Here is a 23,201-nt window from a genome sequence, read left to right as displayed (position 1 = left end):
CGCCCGGATATCGGACGATGCCGAGCCGATCCACTTGCCCAGCCGGGCCGAAAGTCAGCGGACCTCGCCCCCTGCCCCGGGCCCATCCGGTTGTGCGCCGCCCGGAGCGCCGCCCTGCTGCTGCATCATCTGCTGCTGGAGCATCATCTGGCGCAGCTCGGCCGCCGGGATGATCTGCTTGATCTCGAGATCGAACTGCAGGAGCTTGCCGTAGAGCGGATGCTGGGTACCCGCCTTCTCATAAGCGAGATTGGCCGGGATCCAGACGCGCAGCTTCGAATCCTTGCTCATCATCTTGAGCGCTTCGTCGAAGCCGGGGATCGCGCCGCCCACCGGCAGCCGGATCTCGCCCGCCGGCTGGAAGATGGTGCCGTCGCGCAGCGTGCCGACGGTCCAGACGGAAACCCCGTCGCCTTCCTGCGCCTTCGGACCGGTGCCTTCCTTGAGCACCTGATACTGGAGCCCCGACTCGGTGGTCCGCACGCCGAGCTGCCCCTTGTTCCAGGCAAGGAACTGGGTGTCGTCGCCCTTGACGGCGACGGGCGCGCGCGTGCCGGTCCAGGCCAGCGCCACCGCGACGGCGATCGCCAGCACCAGCCCGGCCCAGAGCCAGACCTTGTAGCTGCGCTTGACGGGCTGGAGCGGAACGGCGGTCACGGACATGCGATGAGCTCCAGGCACAGGTAGCCGGCTACCCGAAAGTCAGAAAAGTCACGACGGCATCGCACGCGGCGCGTGCAATGCCCTGTCGCGAAATCAACGGGCGCTGTCGCGCTCCATGCGCTTGCGCTCGAGCTTGCGCGCGCGGCGGACCGCGGCGGCACGCTCGCGGGCGCGCTTCTCGCTGGGCTTCTCGTAGTGACGGCGAAGCTTCATCTCGCGATAGACGCCCTCACGCTGCAGCTTCTTCTTGAGCGCGCGCAGCGCTTGGTCGACGTTGTTGTCGCGAACGATGATCTGCATAAACCCGTCAGTGCTCCGGTCTTCAATTCAATAGAAAAGGGTTCGCCGGAACGCGGGGTTGCGGCGTCGTGGCGGCCACCTAACAGCGCAATTCCGATTTTTCAAGCGCGAACAGGCTCCAGCCCCGTAATGATGCGGCGAGCCGCTCAGGCGGCCGGCTGGCCCTGGCAGAGCCCGAGCCGCTTGCCATAGACGCGCAGCCGGATCGCGGCATAGCCGGGCTGGCCCTTCTCGCCGCTCTTCTGGTCGACCGTCACGTCATAGGCCTGCTTGCCCATGGTGCCGGCATAGAGGAGCGTGGTCTTCGCCCCGCTCGCCTGGGTGCACTGGATCTCGACGTCGAGCCTGCCGCCCTTCTGCACGAAGCGCGGGAAAGTGCAGGTGCCGGCGACCTTTTCGAGATTCTCGATGTCGAGCGGCTTGAGGTCGCTCGCCGTCTGGCACTTCACGGCGTGGCGCTCCTGCTTCCTCACCGCCGCCAGCTGGTCCGCCTTGTCCGGCCCGTCGGCGAACTCGGCGGAAATCACCTGCATGCCCGAATCCCAGGTGCCCGGCTGCATCAGCATCTTGGAGTGCGCGGCCTTGGACAGGCCCGCGACTTCCTTCATCGAGGCGTTGCGCACCTCGAACTCGCCCGTGGCGGCGGCTTCGCGCTCCGCGGCGGACTGGCAACCGGCAAGGGCGAGGGCGCCGACGAGCAGGATGGCACGCATTTTACGAAAGACCCCTCTCCAAATTCGCGGCGACACTCAGCCGATATCGCGGCCAAAGACAAGCGCGATTCCTGACGGCATAGTGACGCGATGACAGCAGCCGACACCGCCACGCCGCCGCCGCGACACCGCCTGCGCTCGATCCTGGGGGGATCGGCCGGCAATCTGGTCGAATGGTATGACTGGTATGCCTATTCGGCCTTCACGCTCTATTTCGCGCCGCACTTCTTCCCCAAGGGCGACCAGACCGCGCAGCTGCTCAACGCCGCGGCGGTGTTCGCGGTCGGCTTCCTGATGCGGCCGGTAGGCGGCTGGCTGATGGGCATTTACGGCGACCGCTATGGCCGCAAGGCCGGGCTCACCCTTTCGGTGACGCTGATGTGCGCCGGATCGCTGCTGATCGCGGTCACTCCCGGCTATGCGACGATCGGCGTCGCCGCGCCCGCGCTGCTGGTGCTCGCCCGGCTGATGCAGGGCATCTCGGTGGGCGGCGAATATGGCGCGAGCGCCACCTATCTCTCCGAAATGGCCGGCAAGCGGCATCGCGGCTTCTGGTCGAGCTTCCAGTACGTCACCCTGATCTCCGGCCAGCTGGTGGCGCTGCTGGTGCTGCTGGTGCTGCAATCCATATTGAGCGAGGCCGCTCTCGACGCCTGGGGCTGGCGCATCCCCTTCCTGATCGGCGGGGTGCTGGCGGTGATCGTCTTCTGGCTGCGGCGCCGGCTGGCCGAGACCGAGAGCTTCGAGAAGCGCGGCGGCGGCCAGTCGAGCATGTTCGCGCTGTTCCGGCACCATCCGCGCGAGGCCGGGCTGGTGATGCTGCTCACCGCGGGCGGCACGCTCGCCTTCTACGCCTATTCGATCTACCTGCAGAAATTCCTGGTCAATACCTCGGGCTTCGACCGGGCCACCGCCTCGCAGATCAACGCCGCCGCCCTGTTCGGCTTCATGCTGATCCAGCCGCTGGCCGGCGCGCTGTCCGACCGGATCGGGCGCAAGCCGCTGATGATCGGCTTCGGCGTGCTCGGCGTGCTGCTCACCTGGCCGATCTTCACCACGCTGGAGAGCGTGCACAGCCCCATGCTCGCCTTCCTGATCATGCTGGGCGCGCTGGCGATCGTGACCGGCTACACCTCGATCAACGCCGTGGTGAAGGCGGAGCTCTTTCCCGCGCATATCCGCACCCTCGGCGTCGCCCTGCCCTATGCCGTCGCCAATGCGCTGTTCGGCGGGACGGCGGAATATGTCGCCCTGTGGTTCAAGGACGCGGGCTGGGAGCGCGGCTTCTACGTGTATGTCACCGCGATGATCGGCGTGTCGCTGGTCACCTATCTGAGCATGCGCGATACCGCGAAACATTCGCGGATCCTCGAGGATTGATAGCTATTGCTAATCATTAGCATGATTTTGCCATCATCCCCTTGCAGGCGGGAGTCCAGGGCGATGGAGCGCGCGCTGGCGACTCCAGGATCCCCGCCTGCGCGGGGATGACCCTGCGCGGAGATGACGGGGCAGGAGCAGGAATGACGAGCAGGAGCGGGGATGACGGCCTTTCCCTCTCGCTGCATCCATATGTTTCGGCGCATTGCAGCCCTGCAATACCAGCGTTAGGCTCGCCCCCGATCACCAGTGGATGCTGCAAGACGCATTAGCCTTGGACCTCGAGACCCGCCTGCTGATCGTCGACGACGATCCCGGTATCCGCGAGCTGACCGCGGCTTTCCTGTCGCAGCATGGCTATGTGGTCGACACGGCTTCGGGCGCGACCGAGATGCGCGCGCTCGCGACCCGGCACGATTATGCGCTGATCGTCCTCGACGTGATGATGCCGGGCGAGGACGGGCTCGCCATCCTGCGCTCGATGGACCGCGAGACCGGCCCCGCGGTGATCCTCCATTCCGTGATCGGCGAGGATATCGACCGGATCGTCGGGCTGGAGATGGGCGCGGACGACTATGTGCCCAAGCCGGCCAATCCGCGCGAACTGCTGGCGCGGATCCGCTCGGTGCTGCGCCGCAGCCATGGCGACCGGGCCGCGCCGGCGGCGGTGCCCACCCGCGCCTTTCTGCGCTTCGCCGGCTGGCGGCTGGACCCGGTGGCGCGCCAGCTCTGGGATCCGGACGACGTGATCATCAACCTGTCCGACGGCGAGTTCCGGCTGCTGCTCGCCCTGGTGGAGCGGCCCCGCCGGGTGCTCACCCGCGACATGCTGCTCGACTTCTCGCGCGGTCCCAATGCCGAGCATTTCGACCGCGCGATCGACGTGCAGATGAGCCGCCTGCGCAAGAAGCTCGCGCGCCCGGGCTCCGAGGACCTGATCCGCACCATTCGCAACGAAGGCTATATGTTCGTCGCCGAAGTCACGGCCAAGTGATCCCGTGACCCGGCGTTCGATCACGGTTCCCATCGTCCTGCTCGTCATCGCCGCCGCCCTGATCGCGACGACGACGCAGTTCACGATCATGTTCAACGGCCCGCCGCCCGGGCCGGGGCCGCTGCCGCTGGCCCGCGTCGCCGAGGCGCTGCGCACCGGCATCGTGCCGCCCACCGCCCGCGCCCGGATGACGGTGACCCGGACCAACGAGGACAAGTTCGGCCGCCAGGACGAGCGCCCCTCCCCCGCGCGCGACGCGGCGATCGCCCGGCTGATGGAGGTGCCGGCCGAACGCATCCACGGGCTCTACCAGCTCCCGGCGCGCGATCCCGAGCAGGACATGCGCGGCAGCTTCACCGTGGCGATGGAGAACGGGAATGGCTGGATCGTCGCATCCAGCGTGTACCGCCCGACCTTCACGCGCTGGCACCTCGCCCGGCTGCTGGGGATGCTCGGCACGCTGCTGGTGCTTTCCCTCCTCGCCTGGGCAGTGGCGCGCCGCATCTCGCGGCCGATCCGCGACCTGGCGGGCGCAGCGACCCGGGTGCGCCTGGGCGCACGCCAGCCGATTCCGCAACGGGGCCCGCGCGAAGTGCACGAACTCGCCATCGCGCTCGATTCGATGCAGGAGCGGATCCTGCTCGAGGCCGAGAACCGCAGCGCGATGCTGGGCGCGATCGCCCATGACCTGGGCACGCCCCTGTCGAGGATCGCCTTCTGGGTCGAGCAGCTTCCCGACGCGGCGAGGCTGCGCGCCGAGGCGGACATCGAGGAGATGCGCGCGATGCTGAAGGCCGCGCTGGCCTTCACGCGCGACGGGCGGGATGGCGCGTCGCATGCGAGGCTCGACCTGGGCAGCCTGATCGAGAGCCTGGTCGACGACCTTGCCGCGGCGGGCAAGCCGGTCAGCGTCGAGCCGGGGCCGCGCGCGGTGGTGCGCGGCAATTCGGCGGCGCTGCGGCGGCTGTTCGCCAACCTCATCGAGAATGCGGTGCGCTATGGCGAGCGCGCGCGGCTGCACTGGAGCCTGGGCGAAGCCACGGTGGACGTGCTGGTGGAGGACGACGGACCCGGCTTCGACCTGGCACGGGCCGAGGCGCTGTTCGCGCCCTTCGTGCGCGGCGAGACCTCGCGCAGCCGCGAGACCGGCGGCACGGGGCTGGGGCTCGCCATCGTCCGCTCGGTCGCCGAGGCGCATGGCGGCACCGTGACGCTGGAGAATCGCCTGGGCGGAATCGGCGGGCGAGTGCGCGTGCGGCTGCCGACCTGAGCCTCCGCCGGCGGGCGGCGGCGCTGGCGCGCCAACTCGATCGACAAAGGCGTTTATCCCCTTGGGACAAGGAGCGCCCGATAGCCGTCATCCCCGCGCGGGCGGGGATGACGGGCGTAGTTTCAAGAGCTTGCTTGGGTTCTCACCTAAAGGATCATGCCCCCGCCGCCGCGGATCGCGAGCACCCGGCCGATCGAATCGAACAGCGCGTCCATCGCCACCGGCTTGAACAGCACATCGTCGGCCCCGATCGCGAGGCAGCGCTCGCGCAGGTCCACCGCGGTATCGGCGGTGACGACGATGATCGGCAATTCCCCCTTCGCGTCGCCCCGCGCGCGAATGCGGCGGATCGTCTCGAACCCGTCCATGCCGGGCATGCGCAGATCGACGAGCACGACGTCGAACGATTCCGCGTCGAGCATCGCCAGGCCCTCTTCGGCCCAGCTTGCCTCCGCCATGGTCGCCCCCGCGACGTCGAGCATGTCCTTCACGACCCGACGGTTCATCGGATCGTCCTCGATGAAGAGGATATTCATGCCCGTCCGCCCGTGGCGACCGGTTTCCCCGAGATGCGCGCGACCGTTTTTTTCATGTCCGGTGTGCTATCGCCCTAAGCCGCCCGAGATACAAGCGGGTCCCCCTCCCTCTTGCCGGAATTTTCTTCCGCTGACGGAATGATAGCATCGATCAGGCCGACGCCGGTAATAGGTTTTTCGATTATTTTGCTGCCACTTGCTGCAATCAGCTCAGCAGCGGTCTCCGCATCGGGCTTGAGCCAGAGCACGGCGAGCGCCGCGTCCGGGGCCACCGCGCGCAGCTTCGCGAGCACCGCGGCGGGGCCATCCGCCTCGGCCTTGAGCGTCCCCTCATCGGCAAGGAGATGGCTGACACCGCCGGCCTCGAGCATCGGCAGGGCCTCGGCCGCCGAGCCGGCGAAGCGCAGCCGGGCGACGCGCGGCTCCAACAGGGTGCGCAGCATCGAGCGGGCGATGGGATTCCGGTCGAGCACGACCAGGTCGAGCCCCGCCGCGCCTTCGTCCGCCACGGCCGCCGCGGGCGCCTCGGCCGGGACGAGCGGCAGGTCGAGGATGAAGCGCGAGCCCTTGCCGTCCTCGCTCTCCACCATGATGTCGCCGCCCAGCGCGCGGGCGAGGTTGCGGCAGATGGCGAGGCCCAGGCCGGTGCCCCCGAACCGGCGCGTGGTGCTGGTGTCGACCTGGCGGAAGCTCTCGAAGATCTCCTCGAATTTCTCGCGGGGGATGCCGATGCCGGTATCCTCGACGGCCAGCCTGAGCCGCCGGGCATCGCCTTCGCCCTCGGCCACCGCGCGCAGCGTGACGCTGCCCTTCTCGGTGAACTTGATCGCGTTGGAGAGCAGGTTGAACACCATCTGGCGCAGGCGGGTGGCGTCGCTGACGATCCAGTGCGGCGCATGGCTGAGCTCGAGCCGGAAGCCGAGCCCCTTGCCGCGCGCCTGCTCCTCCCAGAGGCGGGTGACGTCCCTCAGCGTGGCGGGCAGGTCCATGGGCGCCGCCTCGACGCTCAGATTGCCCGTCTCCATCTTGGCGACGTCGAGAATGTCGTCGACCAGCGCGCGCATGGTGATGCCGGCGCCATGGACGATGCCGATCCGCTCGCGGGTCTGCGCCTCGAGCTTCGGATCCGAGAGCATGACCTGGGTCATGCCCAGGATGCCGTTCAGCGGGGTGCGGATCTCGTGGCTGGTGGTCGCGAGGAACTCGGTCTTGGCCTTGAGCGCCTTTTCCAGCGCCACATTGGTCTCGCCCAGCACGATGTTGGCGGCGCGCACCTTGTTGCGGCTGCGGCGAACCGTGACGAGGCCCCAGCCGAGCGCGGCCATGACGATCACCGTCGCGGCGCCGATCAGCAGGAACAGCGTCTGGAGATAGCGGGCCCGCCCCTCGGCTTCCCGGGTCTGGAGCAGCAGGATCTGGTTCTGCTGCTTCGCCCAGTCGAACTTCGCCGCCATCAGCGCCGCGCCGGCGGTCGCGGCCACCTTGGTGGATTCATCGTCGAGGCGCTTCATTGCCTGAAGGTGCACCAGCGCCTCTCGCGCATTCTCCGCCTTGCTGAATATCTGATAGGCATAGAAATGGTCGCTGCGGAATTCGACCGTGGTCTTCCCCAGGTCCATGCCGTCGAACGTGCCGTGGATGAACCGCAGCGCCTCCCCGATATTCCCCCGCTCGGAAGCCAGGGCGGCCGCGGTGGCGAGCAGGTGCCGCCGCAGCACATCGGCATCGGCGCCGCGGATGAGCTCGAACCCGCGCGTGATCGTGCGGTTGGCGTCGTCATAGCGTTTCAGCGCCACCTGGCTGCGCGCGAGGTTGCTGAGCAGGCGCGCCTCGAGCAGCGGCTTGTTCATGCCGCGCGCGACGACGATCGCCGCCTCATATTCCTTGCTCGCCTCCGCGTCCCGGCCGAGCTTGGCGAGCACATTGCCGCGGCTGTTGTGGAGCGAGAGCGAAAGCACCGGATCATCGGTGAACAGCACCGCGGCCTGGTGGAAATATTCCTCGGCGCGCGCATCGTCATTGGCGACGCTGTAGAGCCCGCCGATGTTCTGCAGCGCGATCGCCTGGCTGCGCGGCTCCTTCACTTCGCCGAAGATGCGGAAGGCGTTCTGATAGCTTTCCAGCGCCTGCACCGCCTGGTCGCGCGCCATGAAGAAGGCGCCCTGCGACATCATCAGGTCGCCGCGCAGCTTGATCGGCTCCGGGATCGAGCGGATCAGGTTCAGCCCGTCGGTCAGCAGCGGCGCGGCCTTGGCGGGCTCCTCGTTGCGGATATGCGCCTCGGCGGCCAGCCAGCGCGCGGTGGCCAGCGCCAGCATCCGTCGCCGCTCGTCCCGCAGGCCGAGCGCCAGCCCGTCGATCGCGGCGGCGTGGCGGAGCGCCTCCGCCTGATCGGACATCATGCTTTCCTTGGCGGCCCGGATCTGGGCCTCGATCGCCGGCGGGAAATCGGAACGGGGTTGCGCCTGGGCAAGCGCCGGCGCGGCCGCGAGCAGCGCGGCAAGGGCAAGGACGGAACGCAGCAGCGCGCGCATCACGCGCGCTTCCAGAAGCTCTCGGGCCGGACGAACGATGCCGGATGGCCGTTCGCATTGTCGAGATGGCCATCGTCCGCCAGGAACTTGCGGAACGCATCGAGCCCGAGCGGGCGCGAGATCAGGAAGCCCTGCACCATGTCGCAGCCCATCACGCTGAGCAGCGCGAGCGCGGACGGCGTCTCCACTCCTTCGGCGGTGACTTCCATCTCGAGCGCATGGGCGAGATCGATCGTCGAGCGCACGATCAGCGGATCGCGGTTGCTGCTGGTGAGCTGCATCACGAACATCTTGTCGATCTTGAGTTCGCGCGCGGGCAGCTTCTTCAGATAGGCGAGCGAGGAGAGCCCGGCGCCGTAATCGTCGATCGCGAGCGTCACGCCGCTGTCGGCGAAGAACTGGAGATGGCGGATCGCGCTCTCCGGATCGCGGATCACCGCGGTCTCGGTGATCTCGAAGCCGAGCTTCGCATCGGTGTTCGCCAGCATCTCGCACACTTCGTTGACGAAGCCGGGATCGGCGAGGAGCTGGCCCGAGATATTGACGAAGAGCAGCATGTCGAAGCCGTCGGCGCGCAGCTTGCGCTGGTCCTCGATCACCTGGCGCAGCGTCCACAGCGTGAGCGTCGAGATCTCGCCCGCCTGCTCCGCGACCGAGATGAAATCGCCCGGCAGGATCAGGCCGCGCGTGGGATGCTGCCAGCGGACCAGCGCCTCGGCGCTGGCGATCTCCTGCCGGCGGACATGGACCTTGGGCTGATATTGCAGGAACATCTCGCCATTGGCGATCGCGCGCGGCAGCTCGCGCATCAGGGTGAGCTTGTCGAAGGCCAGGTCCGCGCGCGACAGGTCGAGCATCACCACCCGGCCGTCCGCCCGTGCCTGCTCGAGCGCGGATTCGGCGGCTTCGGCGAGCAGCACCTCGTCATCCTCGACCGAGGGCGCGGCGGCGACGCCGAAATGCATCTGGAGATGATGCGGCTCGCCATCGAGGTCGAGCGTGCGCTGGAAACCCTTGCGGATCCGATCGATATCGTCGGCGGCGGCCTCGGGCGTTTCCCGCTCGAAGCAGATCTCGATCACCGAGCGGCCGGCGGCGGCGATGCGGACGTCCGGCACCAGGCCGGAGATTCGCCGCGCCACGTCCAGCACCAGCGAATCGGCGCGGGCGCGGCCCAGATGACGGCGCAGCGACGCGAAATTCCCGATCTCGCACAGGCCCAGAACGCTCCAGAAGCGCCCCTCGACATGGCGATCGTTACTTGCCCGGTGCAGTTCGCGCTTGCCGCCCCGCCCACGGGCACCGGCATCCGCACTGCCGGCGCGCGCGCTGTGCACCTGCACGAATTCCCTCGCGATTCCCGCGCGTTCCGCGGTGATCGCGACGGCGCTCGTGGAAGCACCGACCAAGGTCGCCAAGGGCTCTCTGCGTGCCGACATGCCCGCCATGCCTAGGCCCCGACCCTTGAAGGAACGGTTAAATCACGCGTTCGAAGCAGTTTTTGCGAAGCCAACTCCGCAGAAATCCGGATTGATTCATTGTTAAGAAGCCTTTAACCATCTGAATCGCGCACAAGTGCGCACCGATGGGAGACTATGAATGTTCGCGTTTTTCAGCCTGATGTTCCGTGACGGCGGCGGTAACGAAATCCGCCCGTTCTGAGGAACGTTCATCCGGGCCGGCAGTGGAGCGACCTCAGTTGAGGCCGTGCTGACCGGCCCGGACGACAACTGAAAGGGCGGCCGCGAGCCGCCTTTTTTATTGCCCGTTTCCTTGTCCGCATTTTTCTTGCCGGCCGCGCCGGAGAGCGTCGCCCCCCGCCCCCTTGCCCCCGGCGCTGGCGTCGCTATCTGCGCAACAGACTTTCTTCCCAAGGGGATCCACGTTGCGCATAGCGATGATCGGCACGGGCTATGTCGGCCTGGTTTCCGGTGCCTGTTTCTCGGACTTCGGCCATGAAGTGGTCTGCGTCGACAAGGATGCGCGCAAGATCGAGCTGCTCGATCAGGGCGTGATGCCGATCTACGAGCCGGGCCTCGACGCGCTGGTCGCCTCGAACGTGAAGGCCGGCCGCCTCTCCTTCACCACCGACCTGGCCGAAGGCGTCAAGGGGGCCGATGCGGTGTTCATCGCGGTCGGCACGCCGAGCCGCCGCGGCGACGGCCATGCCGACCTGAGCTATGTCTTCGCCGCCGCGCGCGAGATCGCCGAGAACCTGACCGGGCCGGCGGTGATCGTCACCAAGTCGACCGTGCCGGTCGGCACCGGCGACGAAGTGGAGCGGATCATGCGCGAAGTGGCGTCGGGCACCGGCGCGAAGGTCGTCTCCAACCCCGAATTCCTGCGCGAAGGCGCGGCGATCGAGGATTTCAAGCGGCCCGACCGCGTGGTCGTCGGCACCGACGACGAGGAAGCCCGCGAAGTGATGCGCGCGATCTACCGCCCGCTCTCGCTCAACCAGAGCGCGCCGATCCTGTTCACCAGCCGCCGCACCAGCGAGCTGACCAAATATGCGGCCAACGCGTTCCTGGCGGTGAAGATCACCTTCATCAACGAGATCGCCGACCTGTGCGAGGAAGTGGGCGCCGACGTGCAGGAAGTGGCGCGCGGCATCGGGCTCGACAACCGGATCGGCAGCAAGTTCCTCCATGCCGGCCCCGGCTATGGCGGCTCCTGCTTCCCCAAGGATACGCTGGCGCTGCTCAAGACGGCGGGCGACAACGAGACTCCGCTGCGCATCGTCGAGGCCACCGTGCAGGTGAACGACGCGCGCAAGCGCGCCATGGGCCGCAAGGTGATCAAGGCGATGGGCGGCGACGTGCGCGGCAAGACCGTGGGCATATTGGGCCTCACCTTCAAGCCCAATACCGACGACATGCGCGACGCGCCCAGCCTGTCGATCGTCGCGGCGCTGCAGGATGCCGGCGCCACGGTGAAGGCCTATGACCCCGAAGGCTTCGAGCAGGCGCGCCCGCTGCTGCCGAACGTCGAGTTCAGCGAGAGCGCCTATGCCGCGGCGGACGGCGCGGACGCGCTGGTGATCGTGACGGAGTGGGATGCGTTCCGCGCGCTTGATCTCGGTCGCATCAAGACGATGCTCAAGGCGCCGCTGCTCGTCGACCTGCGCAACATCTATCCGCCCGCGGAGGCGGCGCGTGCCGGCCTCAAGCTGGTCGGCGTCGGCAAGCCGAAGCACGACTGATCCCGGCCCGGAGGGGGAGGAAGCGATGAAGGCCAGCCTGCTGCAGATGACGAGCGGGATCGATCCGGCCGCCAACGCCCGTACCGTCACCGATGGTATCGCGCGGGCGGCGGCGGCGGGCAGCGCGATGCTGTTCACGCCCGAAATGTCCGGCCTGCTCGACGGCGATCGCGAGCGTGCGCGCGCCCATGTGGTGGCCGAGGCGGAGGATCCCGTCCTCGCCGCGACGCGCGAGGCGGCGGCGAAGCACGGCATCTGGGTGCATCTCGGCTCGCTGGCCCTGAAGGGTGAAGGCGAGAAATTCCTGAACCGCGGCTTCGTCATCGACGGCACCGGCGCGATCCGGGCGCATTACGACAAGCTGCACCTGTTCGATGTCGACCTCGCCACCGGCGAGAGCTGGCGGGAGTCCAACACCTATTGCCGGGGCGAGCGCGCGATCGTGGTCGACACGCCGATCGGCAGGCTGGGCCTCGCCATCTGCTACGACATGCGCTTCCCGGACCTGTTCCGCGCGCTCAGCGATGCCGGCGCCACCGTCCTCGCCGTCCCCGCCGCCTTCACCCGTCCCACCGGCCAGGCGCATTGGCACGTGCTGCTGCGCGCCCGCGCGATCGAGGCCGGCGCCTATGTGATCGCCGCGGCGCAGACCGGCCTGCACGCCGATGGCCGCGCCACCTATGGCCATTCGCTGGCGATCGATCCCTGGGGCGAAGTGGTGCTCGACATGGGCGAGGCGGCCGGCCTCGGCTCGGTCGAGATCGACCAGGCCCGTGTCGAGGATGTCCGTTCCCGCGTGCCGGTGCTGCGCCACCGCCGCCCTATCCCTCCCGTCGAGACCTTCGCATGAGCACCAAGACCGAAAGCAACAAGGTGTCGGCCCCGATCGAGGATCGCGCCCAGCTGATCGAGTATTTCGCCCGGGGCGAAAAGCCGAAGGAACGCTGGCGCATCGGCACCGAGCACGAGAAGTTCGTGTTCGCGACCCGGGACTTCCACGCTCCCAGCTATGACGAGCAGGGCGGCATCCGCGACCTGCTGGGCGAGCTGACCCAGTTCGGCTGGAAGCCGGTGCTGGAAGGCGGCAACGTCATCGCGCTCTCGGGGCCGGACGGCACGGTGAGCCTGGAGCCGGCCGGCCAGCTGGAGCTTTCGGGCGCGCCGCTCGAGAATCTCCACGAGACCTGCGGCGAGACCGGGCGACACCTGGAGCAGGTGAAGCAGGTCGGCGACAAGCTTGGCCTCAACTTTCTCGGCCTGGGCATGTGGCCCGACAAGACGCGCGCCGAGCTGCCGATCATGCCCAAGGGCCGCTATGGCATCATGCTGCGGCACATGCCTCGGGTGGGCAATCTCGGCCTCGACATGATGCTGCGCACCTGCACGATCCAGGTGAACCTGGACTATGCCTCCGAAGCGGACATGGTGCAGAAGTTCCGCGTCGGCCTGGCGCTGCAGCCGCTGGCGACGGCATTGTTCGCCAACTCGCCCTTCACCGAAGGCAAGCCCAACGGCTATCTGAGCTATCGCAGCCATATCTGGTCGGACACCGATCCGGCGCGAACGGGCATGCTGCCCTTCGTGTTCGAACCGGGTTTCGGCTATGAACGCTATGCCGAATACGCGCTCGATGTGCCGATGTACTTCGTCTACCGCGACGGCAAATATATCGACGCGGCCGGGCAGAGCTTCCGCGACTTCCTGAAGGGCGAACTGCCCGCCTATCCCGGCCACAAGCCGACGATGGACGATTGGGCGGACCATCTCTCCACTGCCTTTCCCGAGGTCCGCCTCAAGACCTTTCTCGAGATGCGCGGCGCCGATGGCGGGCGCTGGGGGCGGATCTGCGCCCTCCCCGCGCTCTGGGTCGGCCTGCTCTACGATCAGGGTGCGCTCGATGCGGCATGGGAGCTGGTGAAGGACTGGTCGATGGAGGCGCGCGAGACGCTGCGCAGCTCGGTGCCGAAGCTGGCGCTCGACGCGCCGCTGCCCGGTGGCGGCAAGCTGAGGGACATTGCCGGCGAAGTGCTCGACATCGCCGCCGCCGGCCTCAACGCCCGCGCCCGGCTCAACGCCTCGGGCGACAATGAATCCGGCTTCCTCGATCCGCTGCGCGAAGTGGTGCGCACCGGCAAGGTGCCGGCCCAGGTGCTGCTCGACCGCTTCGACGGCGACTGGCAGGGCGATATCCGCCGCGTCTATGAGGAAGCGCGTTTCTAGCCTTCCCGGCCCGTGGGAGCACGCCGGGAAGGCCAGATCCCCTGCCTAGCCCCGTAACGCCCGCTCCACTTCCTGGAGCCGGCCGTCGATCGCGGCCACTTCGTCGTCATCGCCCTTGCGGATCGCGGCGACGATCAGGTCCACCAGCTGCTGCGCGGCGGAACCGCCGAAGCGCAGCACCAGCTCCTCGCCGGAAAGCATCGCCACGTCGCGCAGCGTCACCCGGCCGCCCGGGACGGCATCCTGTTCGAGATCGGGGTCCTTGCGCTTCGCATTCGCTGGCATGGTCATTCGTCTCACTGGTCTCGGGCGAAGCCTGCGCCCCGCGGACAGGAGGGAAAACTCGTAAATTTACGTGTTTCCGGCGAGCCGCTGAGGGTCTCCCATCACCCTTGCCCCCGGGCTGGCCGAGGGCCACACAGGAACCGTGACGTCTGGGAAACGTTCTCCGACGGAACACGATAAGATTGTGGTTGGAGGGTTATGACATCTGGGGAAAGCGCCGAGCCCCGCCCCGACGAAGACTTTGAACTGCGCCTGAGGGCCCTTGAGGTAGGGCTATGGGACTATGACATCGATGCCGATCTGCTCGTCTGCGACGCGCGCTGGTATCAGATTACCGGGCTGCAGCCCAACATGGTGCGCAGCCTTGCCGATTTCCGGCCCTTCATTCACCCCGAAGACGAGGAACTGGCCACCACCATAGACCTGGCCATGGTCGTGGAGCTGATCGCGCGCGACCTGCGCTATCATGTCGATTTCCGATTGATCCGGCCCGACGGGCAGACGCGCTGGATCCGCTCGGTCGCCTGCCTGTTGCTCGACTCCGGATCCGGCCATCACAAAGCGGTGGGATGCATCACCGACAATACCGACTTCGCGCTGATCGCCGCCGCCCGCGCCTTCACCCGCCCCGCGACGCGCAGCGATCCGGACATTCCCGATCCCGCCGCGGCGATCGGGGCCGCCGGCGCGGCGCTGAGCGAGCGCGAGATCGAATGCCTGCGCTGGGTGAGCCTGGGCAAGACCGCCTGGGAAACCGCGACGATCATGGGCCGCAGCCAGCGGACGGTGGAGTTCCACCTGGTCAACGCCACGCGCAAGCTCTCGGCGTCGAACAAGATCCACGCGGCGGTGATCGCGGTGCGCAAGGGCCTGATCTGACCGACAACGGCCATATCCGCGGATTATGGCCCTCCGGGCGGTTCGGCATGGCAAAATGCGCGCCGGCTGCTGTAGGGAGCGAGCATGGCCTATTTCCTCGGGATAGATGCGGGCGGCAGCCATTGCCGCAGCCGGCTGACGGACGAGCGCGGAACCATCCTCGGCACCGGCGAGAGCGGCCCGGCCAATACGCGGATCGGCATCGAGCGGCTCCACGCGGTGCTGCGCGACGTCGCCGGCCAGGCGATCGCGGCGGCGGGACTCGGCGAGGACGAGGTTTCGACGATCCGGGCCGGCATGGGCATCGCCGGGATATCGCGCCCCGGAATGCGCGAGCAGCTCGCCGCCCTCCCCTTTCCCTTCGCCGCGATCGAGTTCGTCACCGACGCGGCGATCGCCAATCTCGGCGCGCATGCCGGCGTCGAGGGTGCGACCCTGATCATCGGCACGGGCAGCGTGGCCGAGGTGCGGGTGGGCACCACCAGCTTCACGATCGGCGGCTATGGCTTTCCGATTTCCGACGAGGGCAGCGGTGCCGCGCTGGGCCTCAGTGCGATGCGCCATGCGCTCCGCGCGCTCGACGGGCGCAGCGAAGTGACGCCGCTCAGCCACGCCGTCACTGCCGGCTTCGGGCACGACACGGCCCGCGCGGTCGCCTGGATGGATGCCGCGACACCGAAGGACTATGCCGCCTTCGCCCCGCTGGTGATGGACTATGCCGAGAACAACGACGCGATCGCCCGCTCGATCGTGGAGGACGCGGCGCTGCACATCGAACGATTCATCGAGACGATCTTCGCGCGCGGGGCCGTTCGCTGCGCGCTCGCCGGGGGGCTGGCGATGCGGATGAAGCCCTGGCTGCGCGCACGCACCGTGGCGCGGCTCGTCGACGCGGTCTCCGATCCGCTCGACGGGGCGTTGCTGCTCGCCGGCCTGCCCTCCACTGCCCTCCCGACCCGGAAGTCCGATGCCGACTGAAGCCGCAGACCCCCGTTACCGCGAGATCGACCGCTGGCCCACCGAGGCGGCAGTGGAGGCGATGCTCGAGTCCCAGCTCGCGGCGATCGCAGCGCTGAAAAGCCAGGCCGGCGCGATGGCGGCGGCGATCGACGCGGCCGCCGAGCGGCTGCGGCATGGCGGGCGCATCGCCTATGCCGGGGCGGGCACCTCCGGCCGGATCGGCGTGCAGGACGGCGTGGAGCTCACGCCCACCTTCAACTGGCCGGTCGAGCGCCTCGCCTTCCTGATCGCGGGCGGGCCGGCGGCGCTGACCCGGACCCAGGAGGGCGCGGAGGACAGCCGCGAGGCCGCGCTGGCAGCCGTCGTCGCCGAGGAGATCGGCGCGAACGACGTGCTGATCGGCGTCGCGGCGAGCGGGCGCACGCCCTATGTGGTGGCCGCGCTCGAGGCGGCGCGCGGCGCCGGCGCGCTGACGATCGCTCTCGCCAACAATGCCGGCACCCCGGTCCTGGCCGCGGCGGAGCACGCGATCCTCGCCGATACCGGCAGCGAAGTGGTGGCGGGCTCCACCCGGATGAAGGCGGGCACCGCGCAGAAAGTCGCGCTGAATCTCCTCTCCACCGGGATCATGTTGCGCCTGGGGCTCGTTCATGAGGGACTGATGGTCAACATGCAGGTCTCGAACGCCAAGCTGCGCGCCCGTGCGATCCGCATGGTCGGCGCGCTGGCGGACGTGGACGGCCCCGCGGCCGAGACGGCGCTCGATGCGGGCGGGCGCGACATCAAGCGCGCGGTGCTGATCGCGCGCGGCCTGGCCCCGGCGGAGGCCGAGGCGCGGCTGGCGGCGGCACGGGGCAGCCTGGGCGCCGTGCTGGACGTGCTGCCGTGAGAGCGCTCGTCAACGGGCGCATGCTGCTGGCCGAGGGCTGGCGCGACGATGCCTGCCTGGTGATCGAGGGCGACCGGATCGCGGCGATCCTCCCTGCGCCGCCCGCCGGCGCGGAAACCGTCGATCTGGGCGGAGCGACGCTGCTCCCCGGCTTCGTCGACGTGCAGGTCAATGGCGGCGGCGGCCGGCTGTTCAACGACGATCCGAGCGTGGAGACGATCCGGGTGATCGCCGAGACGCACCGGCGCTTCGGCACCACCGGCCTGCTGCCGACCCTGATCAGCGACGATCTGTCCGTGGTTGAGGCCGGCATCCGCGCCGTGGACGCCGCGATCGCGGCGGGCGTCCCCGGCGTGCTCGGCATCCATATCGAGGGGCCGTTCCTCAACCCGGTGCGCCGGGGCATCCATAGCGAGAGCAAGATCCAGCCGCTGCGCGACGAATTCCTCGCGCTGCTGGAATCGGGCCGCCGCGGCAAGACGCTGGTGACGCTGGCGCCCGAAGTCGCGACTCCCGGGCAGATCGCCCGGCTGGCCGCGGCGGGCGTGATCGTCTCCGCCGGACATTCGGATGCCCGCTACGAGACGGTGCGCGACGCGATCGACAATGGGCTGACCGGCTTCACCCATGTCTTCAACGCCATGTCCCCGCTGCTCAACCGCGCGCCGGGCATGGTGGGCGCGGCGCTCGAGGATCCCGACGTCTATGCCGGGATCATCGCCGACGGCCATCACCTGCATCCGGCGACGCTCCGCGTGGCGCTGCGGGCAAAGGGGCCCGAGCGGCTGATGCTGGTGACCGACGCGATGCCGAGCGTAGGGAGCGACGAGACGGTGTTCCTGATCCATGGCCGCGAAATCCACCGCGACGGCGACCGGCTGCTCGGGGCCGACGACACGCTGGCGGGCTCGACGCTCACCATGGCGGGCGCGGTCAAGGGGATGATGGCGCAGGGCCGGGTCGGGCTGGACGTCGCCGCCCGCATGGCCGCGGCGACCCCCGCCGCATTCCTGGGGCTGGGCGGGCAGCTGGGCCGGATCGCCCCCGGATTCCGGGCGGACCTGGTGCTGGTGGACGCGGAGCTGACGGTGCTGGAGAGCTGGATTTCCGGCGAGGCCGTCCGGTATCCCGCCCTAAACATAAACTAGATCGCGCGTTCCCGGGCGGCTTCCTAAATCGCCCGCCATGCTGCATTCCGGGAACATGACGGAGACACAGGCGATCGGCGCGACCCGGGGGATTTCGCCCGCGCGGCTGACGCATCTCCAGCGGCTCGAGGCCGAGAGCATCCACATCCTGCGCGAAGTCGTCGCCGAGGCGGAGCGTCCGGTGATGCTCTATTCGATCGGCAAGGACAGCGCGGTGATGCTGCACCTCGCGCGCAAGGCATTCTATCCGGCGCCCCCGCCCTTCCCGCTCCTCCATGTCGATACGACCTGGAAGTTCCGCGCGATGTACGATCTGCGCGACAAGGCGGCGCGCGACGCGGGCATGGAACTGATCGTCCACAAGAATCCCGAGGCTGAGGCGCAGGGAATCAACCCGTTCGATCATGGCGGCCGCCATACCGACATGTGGAAGACCGAGGGACTGAAGCAGGCGCTCGACCAATATGGCTTCGACGCGGCGTTCGGCGGCGCGCGGCGCGACGAGGAGAAGAGCCGCGCCAAGGAGCGCGTGTTCAGCTTCCGCACCGCGTCGCACCGCTGGGATCCCAAGAACCAGCGGCCCGAGCTGTGGCACCTCTACAATGCCCGCAAGCACAAGGGCGAGAGCATCCGCGTCTTCCCGCTCTCCAACTGGACCGAGCTCGACATCTGGCAATATATCCTCGCCGAGGGGATCGAGATCGTCCCGCTCTATTTCGCCGCGCCGCGGCCGACGGTGGAGCGCGACGGGCTGATCCTGATGGTCGACGACGATCGCTTCCGGCTGAACCCGGGCGAGGTGCCGGTCACCCGTTCGGTGCGTTTCCGCACCCTCGGCTGCTATCCGCTGACCGGCGCGGTGGAGAGCGAGGCGGATACGTTGGAGGCCGTGATCCGGGAGATGCTGCTGACCACGACCTCGGAGCGCCAGGGCCGCGCGATCGACCATGACCAGGCGGCAAGCATGGAGAAGAAGAAGCAGGAGGGGTATTTCTGATGGCCCGCGCTTCTTCCCGCATTCTCGCCCCTTTTTCCGGCGCCCTCGCCCCTTTCCCCGTCATCCCCGCGCAGGCAGGAATCCAGGGTTTCTCTGCCGTGTCGCCCGTGACTCTGGATCCCCGCCCGCGCGGGGATGACGGGCTCGGGGAACACGCATGACCTCCTACCGCCCCGACGCGCTCATCGCGTCCGACATCTCCGCCTATCTCCGGCTCCATCAGAACAAGTCGCTGCTGCGCTTCATCACCTGCGGCAGCGTGGACGATGGCAAGTCCACGCTCATCGGGCGGCTGCTCTATGATTCGAAGATGATCTTCGAGGACCAGCTCGCCAGCCTCGAGGCCGACAGCAAGCGGCTGGGCACGCAAGGGCAGGAGATCGATTTCGCGCTGCTCGTCGACGGCCTCGCCGCCGAGCGCGAGCAGGGCATCACCATCGACGTCGCCTATCGCTTCTTCGCGACCGAAAAGCGCAAGTTCATCGTCGCCGACACGCCTGGCCACGAGCAATATACCCGCAACATGGTGACCGGCGCGTCGACCGCCGATCTCGCCGTGATCCTGATCGACGCGCGCAAGGGCGTGCTCACCCAGACGCGGCGGCACTCGTACCTCTGCCACCTGCTCGGCATCCGCCACATCGTGCTGGCGGTGAACAAGATGGACCTGATCGGCTATGATCAGGCCGTCTATGACGCGATCGTCGAGGACTATCGCGGATTTGCCGACAGCATCGGCATCGCCGGCTTCACGCCGATCCCGATCTCGGGCTTCAAGGGCGACAACATCACCGGCCCGAGCGCGAACACGCCCTGGCATGCGGGGCCGGCGCTGCTCGAGCATCTGGAGAGCGTCCAGATCGATGCCGATGCGGACGCCGCACGGCCCTTCCGCCTGCCCGTGCAATGGGTGAACCGCCCCAATCTCGACTTCCGGGGGTTCGCCGGCATGATCGCGTCGGGCAGCATAAGCCCAGGCGACAAGGTGCGCATCCTGCCCTCGGGCCAGACCAGCAGCGTCGCGCGGATCGTCGCGCTCGGCGGGGATCGGGCCGGGGCGGTGGCGGGCGAGAGCGTGACCATCACGCTGGCCGACGAAGTCGACTGCTCGCGCGGCGACGTGATCGCCGCCGCCGATGCGCCGCCCCAGGTGGCCGACCAGTTCCAGGCCACCATCGTATGGATGGATCAGGCCGAGATGCTCCCCGGCCGCGCCTATTGGCTCAAGCTCGGCACCCAGATGGTCAGCGCCACCGTCCAGCCGCCGCGCCATGCCGTGTGCGTCAACACCATGGCCGAGCTTAGCGTGAAGACGCTGGGGCTCAACGATATCGGCGTGGCCGAGGTCTATACCGATCGCGGCATCGTCTTCGAGCCCTATGCCGAGAGCAAGGATCTGGGCGGCTTCATCCTGATCGACAAGGCGACCAACGCCACCGTGGCCGCGGGCATGCTCAACTTCGCGCTGCGCCGCGCGCAGAACGTGCATTGGCAGGCGGTGGAGATCAACCGCGAGGCCCATGCCCGGCAGAAGCACCAGGCGCCGCGGCTGCTCTGGTTCACCGGGCTCTCCGGCTCGGGCAAGTCGACCATCGCCAACATGGTGGAGAAGCGCCTCCACGCGCTCGGCAAGCACAGTTTTCTGCTCGACGGCGACAATATCCGCCACGGGCTCAACCGGGATCTGGGCTTCACCGATGCCGACCGGATCGAGAATATCCGCCGCGTCGGCGAAGTCGCCCGGCTGATGACCGATGCGGGGCTGATCGTGCTCACTGCCTTCATCTCGCCCTTCCGCGCCGAGCGCGAGCTGGTCCGCAAGCTGCTGCCCGAGGGCGAGTTCTTCGAGATCTTCGTCGACACGCCGCTGGCGGTTGCCGAGGCGCGCGACGTGAAGGGGCTCTACAAGAAGGCGCGCGCCGGCCAGATCGCCAATTTCACCGGCATCTCGAGCCCCTATGAGGCGCCACAGAATCCGGAGATCCGGGTGGACACGACCAGGGAGACGCCCGAAGCCGCCGCCGAGCGGATCGTGGAAGCGATCATGGGCACCTGGAGTCCGGTGATTTGACCGACGCGGAACTCGCCCGGGCGATCGCCGACGAAGCGGGTGCGCTGCTGCTGCGCATCCAGGACGAATGCGCGGGCGGGGATCGCGGCGACCGCGAGGCCAATATCCTCATCCTCGACCGGCTGCGCGCGGCGAGGCCCGGCGACGCGATCCTTTCCGAGGAATCCGCCGACGATCCGGCCCGGCTGTCGGCACGGCGCGTGTGGATCGTCGATCCGCTCGACGGCACGCGCGAGTTCGCGGAACGGCGCGAGGATTGGGCGGTGCATGTCGCGCTGGCCGTGGATGGCCGGGCGGCGGTAGGCGCCGTCGCCCTGCCCCGGCTCGGCTGCACGCTCTCCAGCGACTGCCCGCCCGCGCTGCCCGAGGGTGAATTGCCGCCGCGCATGCTGGTGAGCCGCAGCCGGCCAAGCCAGCTCTGCGCCGGCGTGGGCGAGCGGATCGGCGCGGTGCATATCGGCATGGGCTCGGCCGGTGCCAAGGCAATGGCGGTGGTGCGCGGCGAGGCCGAGATCTACCTCCATTCGGGCGGCCAGCATCAATGGGACAATTGCGCGCCGGTGGCGGTGGCGCTCGCCGCGGGGCTCCATGCCTCGCGGATCGACGGTTCGCCGATCGTCTACAACCAGGCCAGCACGAGCATCCCCGACCTGCTGATCTGCCGCCGCGAATGGGCGCCGATCGTGCTCGAGGCGGTGCGGGACTGCGGCGCGTAGATTCCCCTCCCTGGAAAGGAGGGGGTTCTTGTGAGATTCGCCCCGTAAGTGACTCTTCGCGATTCCCCGCGACTCGCGGAGTCACCGCGAGTCGCGCGTAGACGACGAATCCGGGACATGGTAAACGCTCCGTTTGGGAGGGAGCGTAATTTGACCGCCGATATCTGGTTCCTGCTGGCGATCGGCTTCAGCTTCGCGGGCTATGCGACCTATCTGATCGGGCTGCGTCGCGAGCTGGTGGAGCCGAACCGCGCGTCATGGCTGATCTGGAGCGCGGCGACTTCGCTCGAGGCGCTGACCTATGCCGCGGTGAATCCGGGCGCGCCGCAAGGCTGGGTGTTCGCGCTCTCCTCGATCGCCTGCATCCTGGTGACGATCGGCATCTGGCGGCGCTCGTCCTGGGCCCCGCCCTCGCCCACCGAGACCTTCTGCATCGCGGCCAGCCTGAGCGCGCTGATGCTGTGGCTCGTCTTCCGCGAGGCTTTCTGGGCGCACATGCTGGTGGTGCTCGCCGTCCCGGTGAGCTTCTGGCCGACCTGGGCAAGCGTGTGGACCGATCGCAACCGCGAGCGCTCGCCGGCCTGGGGCCTGTGGACCTTCGGCGATCTCGCCACGCTGCTCGTCGCGGTGCGCGCGACCCAGCCGGGGGTGGCCGAGCTCGCCTATGTCATCGTCGAGCTCCTCTGCCATGCCAGCATATGGTTCCTGATCGGCCTGGCGACGATCAACCCGCTGCGCGCCTTCGGCACGCGCCGCGGCGGGCTGCGCTGGCTCGATCGCTACCGGCCTTCGAACAATCTGTTCAAGGTGGGCGAGAACCATCTGGGCAAGGCCGTGTTCGCCGCGAGCGCCTTTGCCGAGGGCGATGTGCTGATCGAGTTCACCGGCCGGCGTTTCCGCGCCGACCAGATCCCCAGCCTGATGCGCGGCCGGGGCGACCGCTTCGTGCAGGTGACGCCGGACCATTATATGGGCCCGTCCGGCCGGATCGACGATCTGGTCAATCACAGCTGCGACCCCAATGCCGGCCTGCGTTTCACCGATACGGGCGTGTTCCTGGTCGCGGTGCGCGCGATCCAGCCGGGCGAGGAAATCGCCTGGGACTATTCGACGACGCTCCGGGAATCGAACTGGCACATGATCTGCCAGTGCCGCGCGCCCGAATGCCGCCGGGTGATCGGCAATTTCGACAGCCTCGACCCGGACCGGCAGGAATGGTTCCGGGCACGCAACCTCGTCGCACCCTATCTGCGCCGCAAGGACGAAGTGGCGGGGACGCGGAAGGCCGTGGGGCGGTAACTAAACTCCTTCTCCCCTTGTGGGAGAAGGAAGGGGCCCGCTCGCGAAGCGAGTGGGAAGGATGAGGGGGGACGGAGGCTCACTCCCCCTCACCCTTCCGCCGACTTCGTCGGCTCCCTCCCTCTCCCACAAGGGGAGAGGGAAA

The 23,201-nt window shown here is 68.3% G+C and carries 21 protein-coding genes; 14 read left to right on the top strand and 7 right to left on the bottom strand.

Going from position 1 to position 23,201, the window contains the following annotated elements:
- Positions 1-54: 54 nt before the first annotated feature.
- The 3 genes from OMP43_RS02975 to OMP43_RS02965 all read right to left on the bottom strand — a co-directional run bounded on the left by OMP43_RS02975 (position 55) and on the right by OMP43_RS02965 (position 1,676).
- Positions 55-663: an FKBP-type peptidyl-prolyl cis-trans isomerase gene (locus OMP43_RS02975; protein ID WP_280278174.1), complete on the bottom strand. Its 609-nt coding sequence runs from the start codon at positions 661-663 to the stop codon at positions 55-57.
- A gap of 93 nt (positions 664-756) precedes the next feature.
- A complete protein-coding gene (gene rpsU / locus OMP43_RS02970) occupies positions 757-963 on the bottom strand; it encodes a 30S ribosomal protein S21 (RefSeq protein WP_010545388.1) in 207 nt (68 codons plus the stop codon).
- Positions 964-1,109: 146 nt separating this feature from the next.
- The gene (locus OMP43_RS02965) at positions 1,110-1,676 is read right to left on the bottom strand and encodes a DUF3617 family protein (RefSeq protein WP_280278168.1); all 567 of its coding nucleotides are present in this window, start codon (positions 1,674-1,676) and stop codon (positions 1,110-1,112) included.
- Positions 1,677-1,766: 90 nt separating this feature from the next.
- Between OMP43_RS02965 and OMP43_RS02960 the strand changes: the two genes are divergently transcribed.
- The 3 genes from OMP43_RS02960 to OMP43_RS02950 all read left to right on the top strand — a co-directional run bounded on the left by OMP43_RS02960 (position 1,767) and on the right by OMP43_RS02950 (position 5,320).
- Positions 1,767-3,056 (top strand): MFS transporter, encoded by a 1,290-nt coding sequence (locus tag OMP43_RS02960; RefSeq protein ID WP_280278167.1) that lies wholly within the window; start codon positions 1,767-1,769, stop codon positions 3,054-3,056.
- A gap of 253 nt (positions 3,057-3,309) precedes the next feature.
- Positions 3,310-4,050 carry a response regulator transcription factor gene (locus tag OMP43_RS02955; protein WP_280278166.1) on the top strand — a complete coding sequence of 247 codons (741 nt, stop codon included), beginning with the start codon at positions 3,310-3,312 and terminating at the stop codon, positions 4,048-4,050.
- Positions 4,051-4,054: 4 nt separating this feature from the next.
- On the top strand, positions 4,055-5,320 hold the full coding sequence (locus OMP43_RS02950) for an ATP-binding protein (protein WP_280278164.1): 1,266 nt from the start codon (positions 4,055-4,057) through the stop codon (positions 5,318-5,320).
- Positions 5,321-5,466: 146 nt separating this feature from the next.
- On the opposite strand, the gene OMP43_RS02945 is transcribed toward OMP43_RS02950, so the two are convergent.
- From OMP43_RS02945 to OMP43_RS02935, 3 genes are all read right to left on the bottom strand, one after another.
- On the bottom strand, positions 5,467-5,856 hold the full coding sequence (locus OMP43_RS02945) for a response regulator (RefSeq protein ID WP_086128821.1): 390 nt from the start codon (positions 5,854-5,856) through the stop codon (positions 5,467-5,469).
- Between the two features lie 74 nt (positions 5,857-5,930).
- Positions 5,931-8,390 (bottom strand): ATP-binding protein, encoded by a 2,460-nt coding sequence (locus OMP43_RS02940; RefSeq protein WP_280278161.1) that lies wholly within the window; start codon positions 8,388-8,390, stop codon positions 5,931-5,933.
- Positions 8,390-9,829, bottom strand: coding sequence for a GGDEF domain-containing phosphodiesterase (locus OMP43_RS02935; RefSeq protein WP_280278159.1), 1,440 nt, complete (start codon positions 9,827-9,829; stop codon positions 8,390-8,392). The genes OMP43_RS02940 and OMP43_RS02935 overlap by 1 nt, the downstream gene beginning before the upstream one ends.
- 446 nt (positions 9,830-10,275) lie before the next feature.
- On the opposite strand from OMP43_RS02935, the gene OMP43_RS02930 reads away from it, so the two are divergent.
- From OMP43_RS02930 to OMP43_RS02920, 3 genes are read left to right on the top strand one after another with little or no spacing between them, the layout of a single operon-like run.
- A complete protein-coding gene (locus OMP43_RS02930; RefSeq protein ID WP_280278157.1) occupies positions 10,276-11,592 on the top strand; it encodes a UDP-glucose/GDP-mannose dehydrogenase family protein in 1,317 nt (438 codons plus the stop codon).
- Between the two features lie 25 nt (positions 11,593-11,617).
- Complete coding sequence (locus tag OMP43_RS02925) at positions 11,618-12,442, top strand: carbon-nitrogen hydrolase family protein (RefSeq protein ID WP_280278156.1); 825 nt, start codon at positions 11,618-11,620, stop codon at positions 12,440-12,442.
- Positions 12,439-13,812 (top strand): glutamate--cysteine ligase, encoded by a 1,374-nt coding sequence (locus OMP43_RS02920; protein ID WP_280278155.1) that lies wholly within the window; start codon positions 12,439-12,441, stop codon positions 13,810-13,812. Before OMP43_RS02925 ends, OMP43_RS02920 begins: the two co-directional genes overlap by 4 nt.
- Before the next feature lie 45 nt (positions 13,813-13,857).
- On the opposite strand, the gene OMP43_RS02915 is transcribed toward OMP43_RS02920, so the two are convergent.
- Positions 13,858-14,103: a hypothetical protein gene (locus tag OMP43_RS02915; RefSeq protein ID WP_280278153.1), complete on the bottom strand. Its 246-nt coding sequence runs from the start codon at positions 14,101-14,103 to the stop codon at positions 13,858-13,860.
- Between the two features lie 192 nt (positions 14,104-14,295).
- Between OMP43_RS02915 and OMP43_RS02910 the strand changes: the two genes are divergently transcribed.
- The 8 genes from OMP43_RS02910 (at position 14,296) to OMP43_RS02875 (ending at position 23,056) form a co-directional block, all read left to right on the top strand.
- Positions 14,296-14,976: a LuxR C-terminal-related transcriptional regulator gene (locus tag OMP43_RS02910; protein WP_280278152.1), complete on the top strand. Its 681-nt coding sequence runs from the start codon at positions 14,296-14,298 to the stop codon at positions 14,974-14,976.
- Positions 14,977-15,060: 84 nt separating this feature from the next.
- Positions 15,061-15,954 (top strand): BadF/BadG/BcrA/BcrD ATPase family protein, encoded by an 894-nt coding sequence (locus tag OMP43_RS02905; RefSeq protein ID WP_280278151.1) that lies wholly within the window; start codon positions 15,061-15,063, stop codon positions 15,952-15,954.
- Positions 15,944-16,825 carry an N-acetylmuramic acid 6-phosphate etherase gene (locus OMP43_RS02900; RefSeq protein ID WP_280278149.1) on the top strand — a complete coding sequence of 294 codons (882 nt, stop codon included), beginning with the start codon at positions 15,944-15,946 and terminating at the stop codon, positions 16,823-16,825. The genes OMP43_RS02905 and OMP43_RS02900 overlap by 11 nt, the downstream gene beginning before the upstream one ends.
- Positions 16,822-17,973, top strand: coding sequence for an N-acetylglucosamine-6-phosphate deacetylase (nagA, locus tag OMP43_RS02895; RefSeq protein ID WP_280278148.1), 1,152 nt, complete (start codon positions 16,822-16,824; stop codon positions 17,971-17,973). The genes OMP43_RS02900 and nagA overlap by 4 nt, the downstream gene beginning before the upstream one ends.
- Before the next feature lie 55 nt (positions 17,974-18,028).
- On the top strand, positions 18,029-18,970 hold the full coding sequence (cysD, locus tag OMP43_RS02890; protein ID WP_280278146.1) for a sulfate adenylyltransferase subunit CysD: 942 nt from the start codon (positions 18,029-18,031) through the stop codon (positions 18,968-18,970).
- Between the two features lie 157 nt (positions 18,971-19,127).
- Entirely contained in the window at positions 19,128-21,041 is a 1,914-nt protein-coding gene (gene cysN / locus OMP43_RS02885; RefSeq protein ID WP_280278144.1) for a sulfate adenylyltransferase subunit CysN, read from the top strand.
- Positions 21,038-21,757: a 3'(2'),5'-bisphosphate nucleotidase CysQ gene (locus OMP43_RS02880; protein ID WP_280278143.1), complete on the top strand. Its 720-nt coding sequence runs from the start codon at positions 21,038-21,040 to the stop codon at positions 21,755-21,757. The genes cysN and OMP43_RS02880 overlap by 4 nt, the downstream gene beginning before the upstream one ends.
- A gap of 150 nt (positions 21,758-21,907) precedes the next feature.
- On the top strand, positions 21,908-23,056 hold the full coding sequence (locus OMP43_RS02875) for an SET domain-containing protein (RefSeq protein ID WP_280278142.1): 1,149 nt from the start codon (positions 21,908-21,910) through the stop codon (positions 23,054-23,056).
- The last annotated feature ends 145 nt before the right edge of the window (positions 23,057-23,201 follow it).

The organism is Sphingomonas sp. CBMAI 2297, from assembly GCF_029870595.1.
Taxonomy (GTDB): Bacteria; Pseudomonadota; Alphaproteobacteria; order Sphingomonadales; family Sphingomonadaceae; genus Sphingomonas.
Note: the sequence above shows the minus strand (reverse complement) of the source record. Positions and strands in the feature narration are given on the sequence as shown.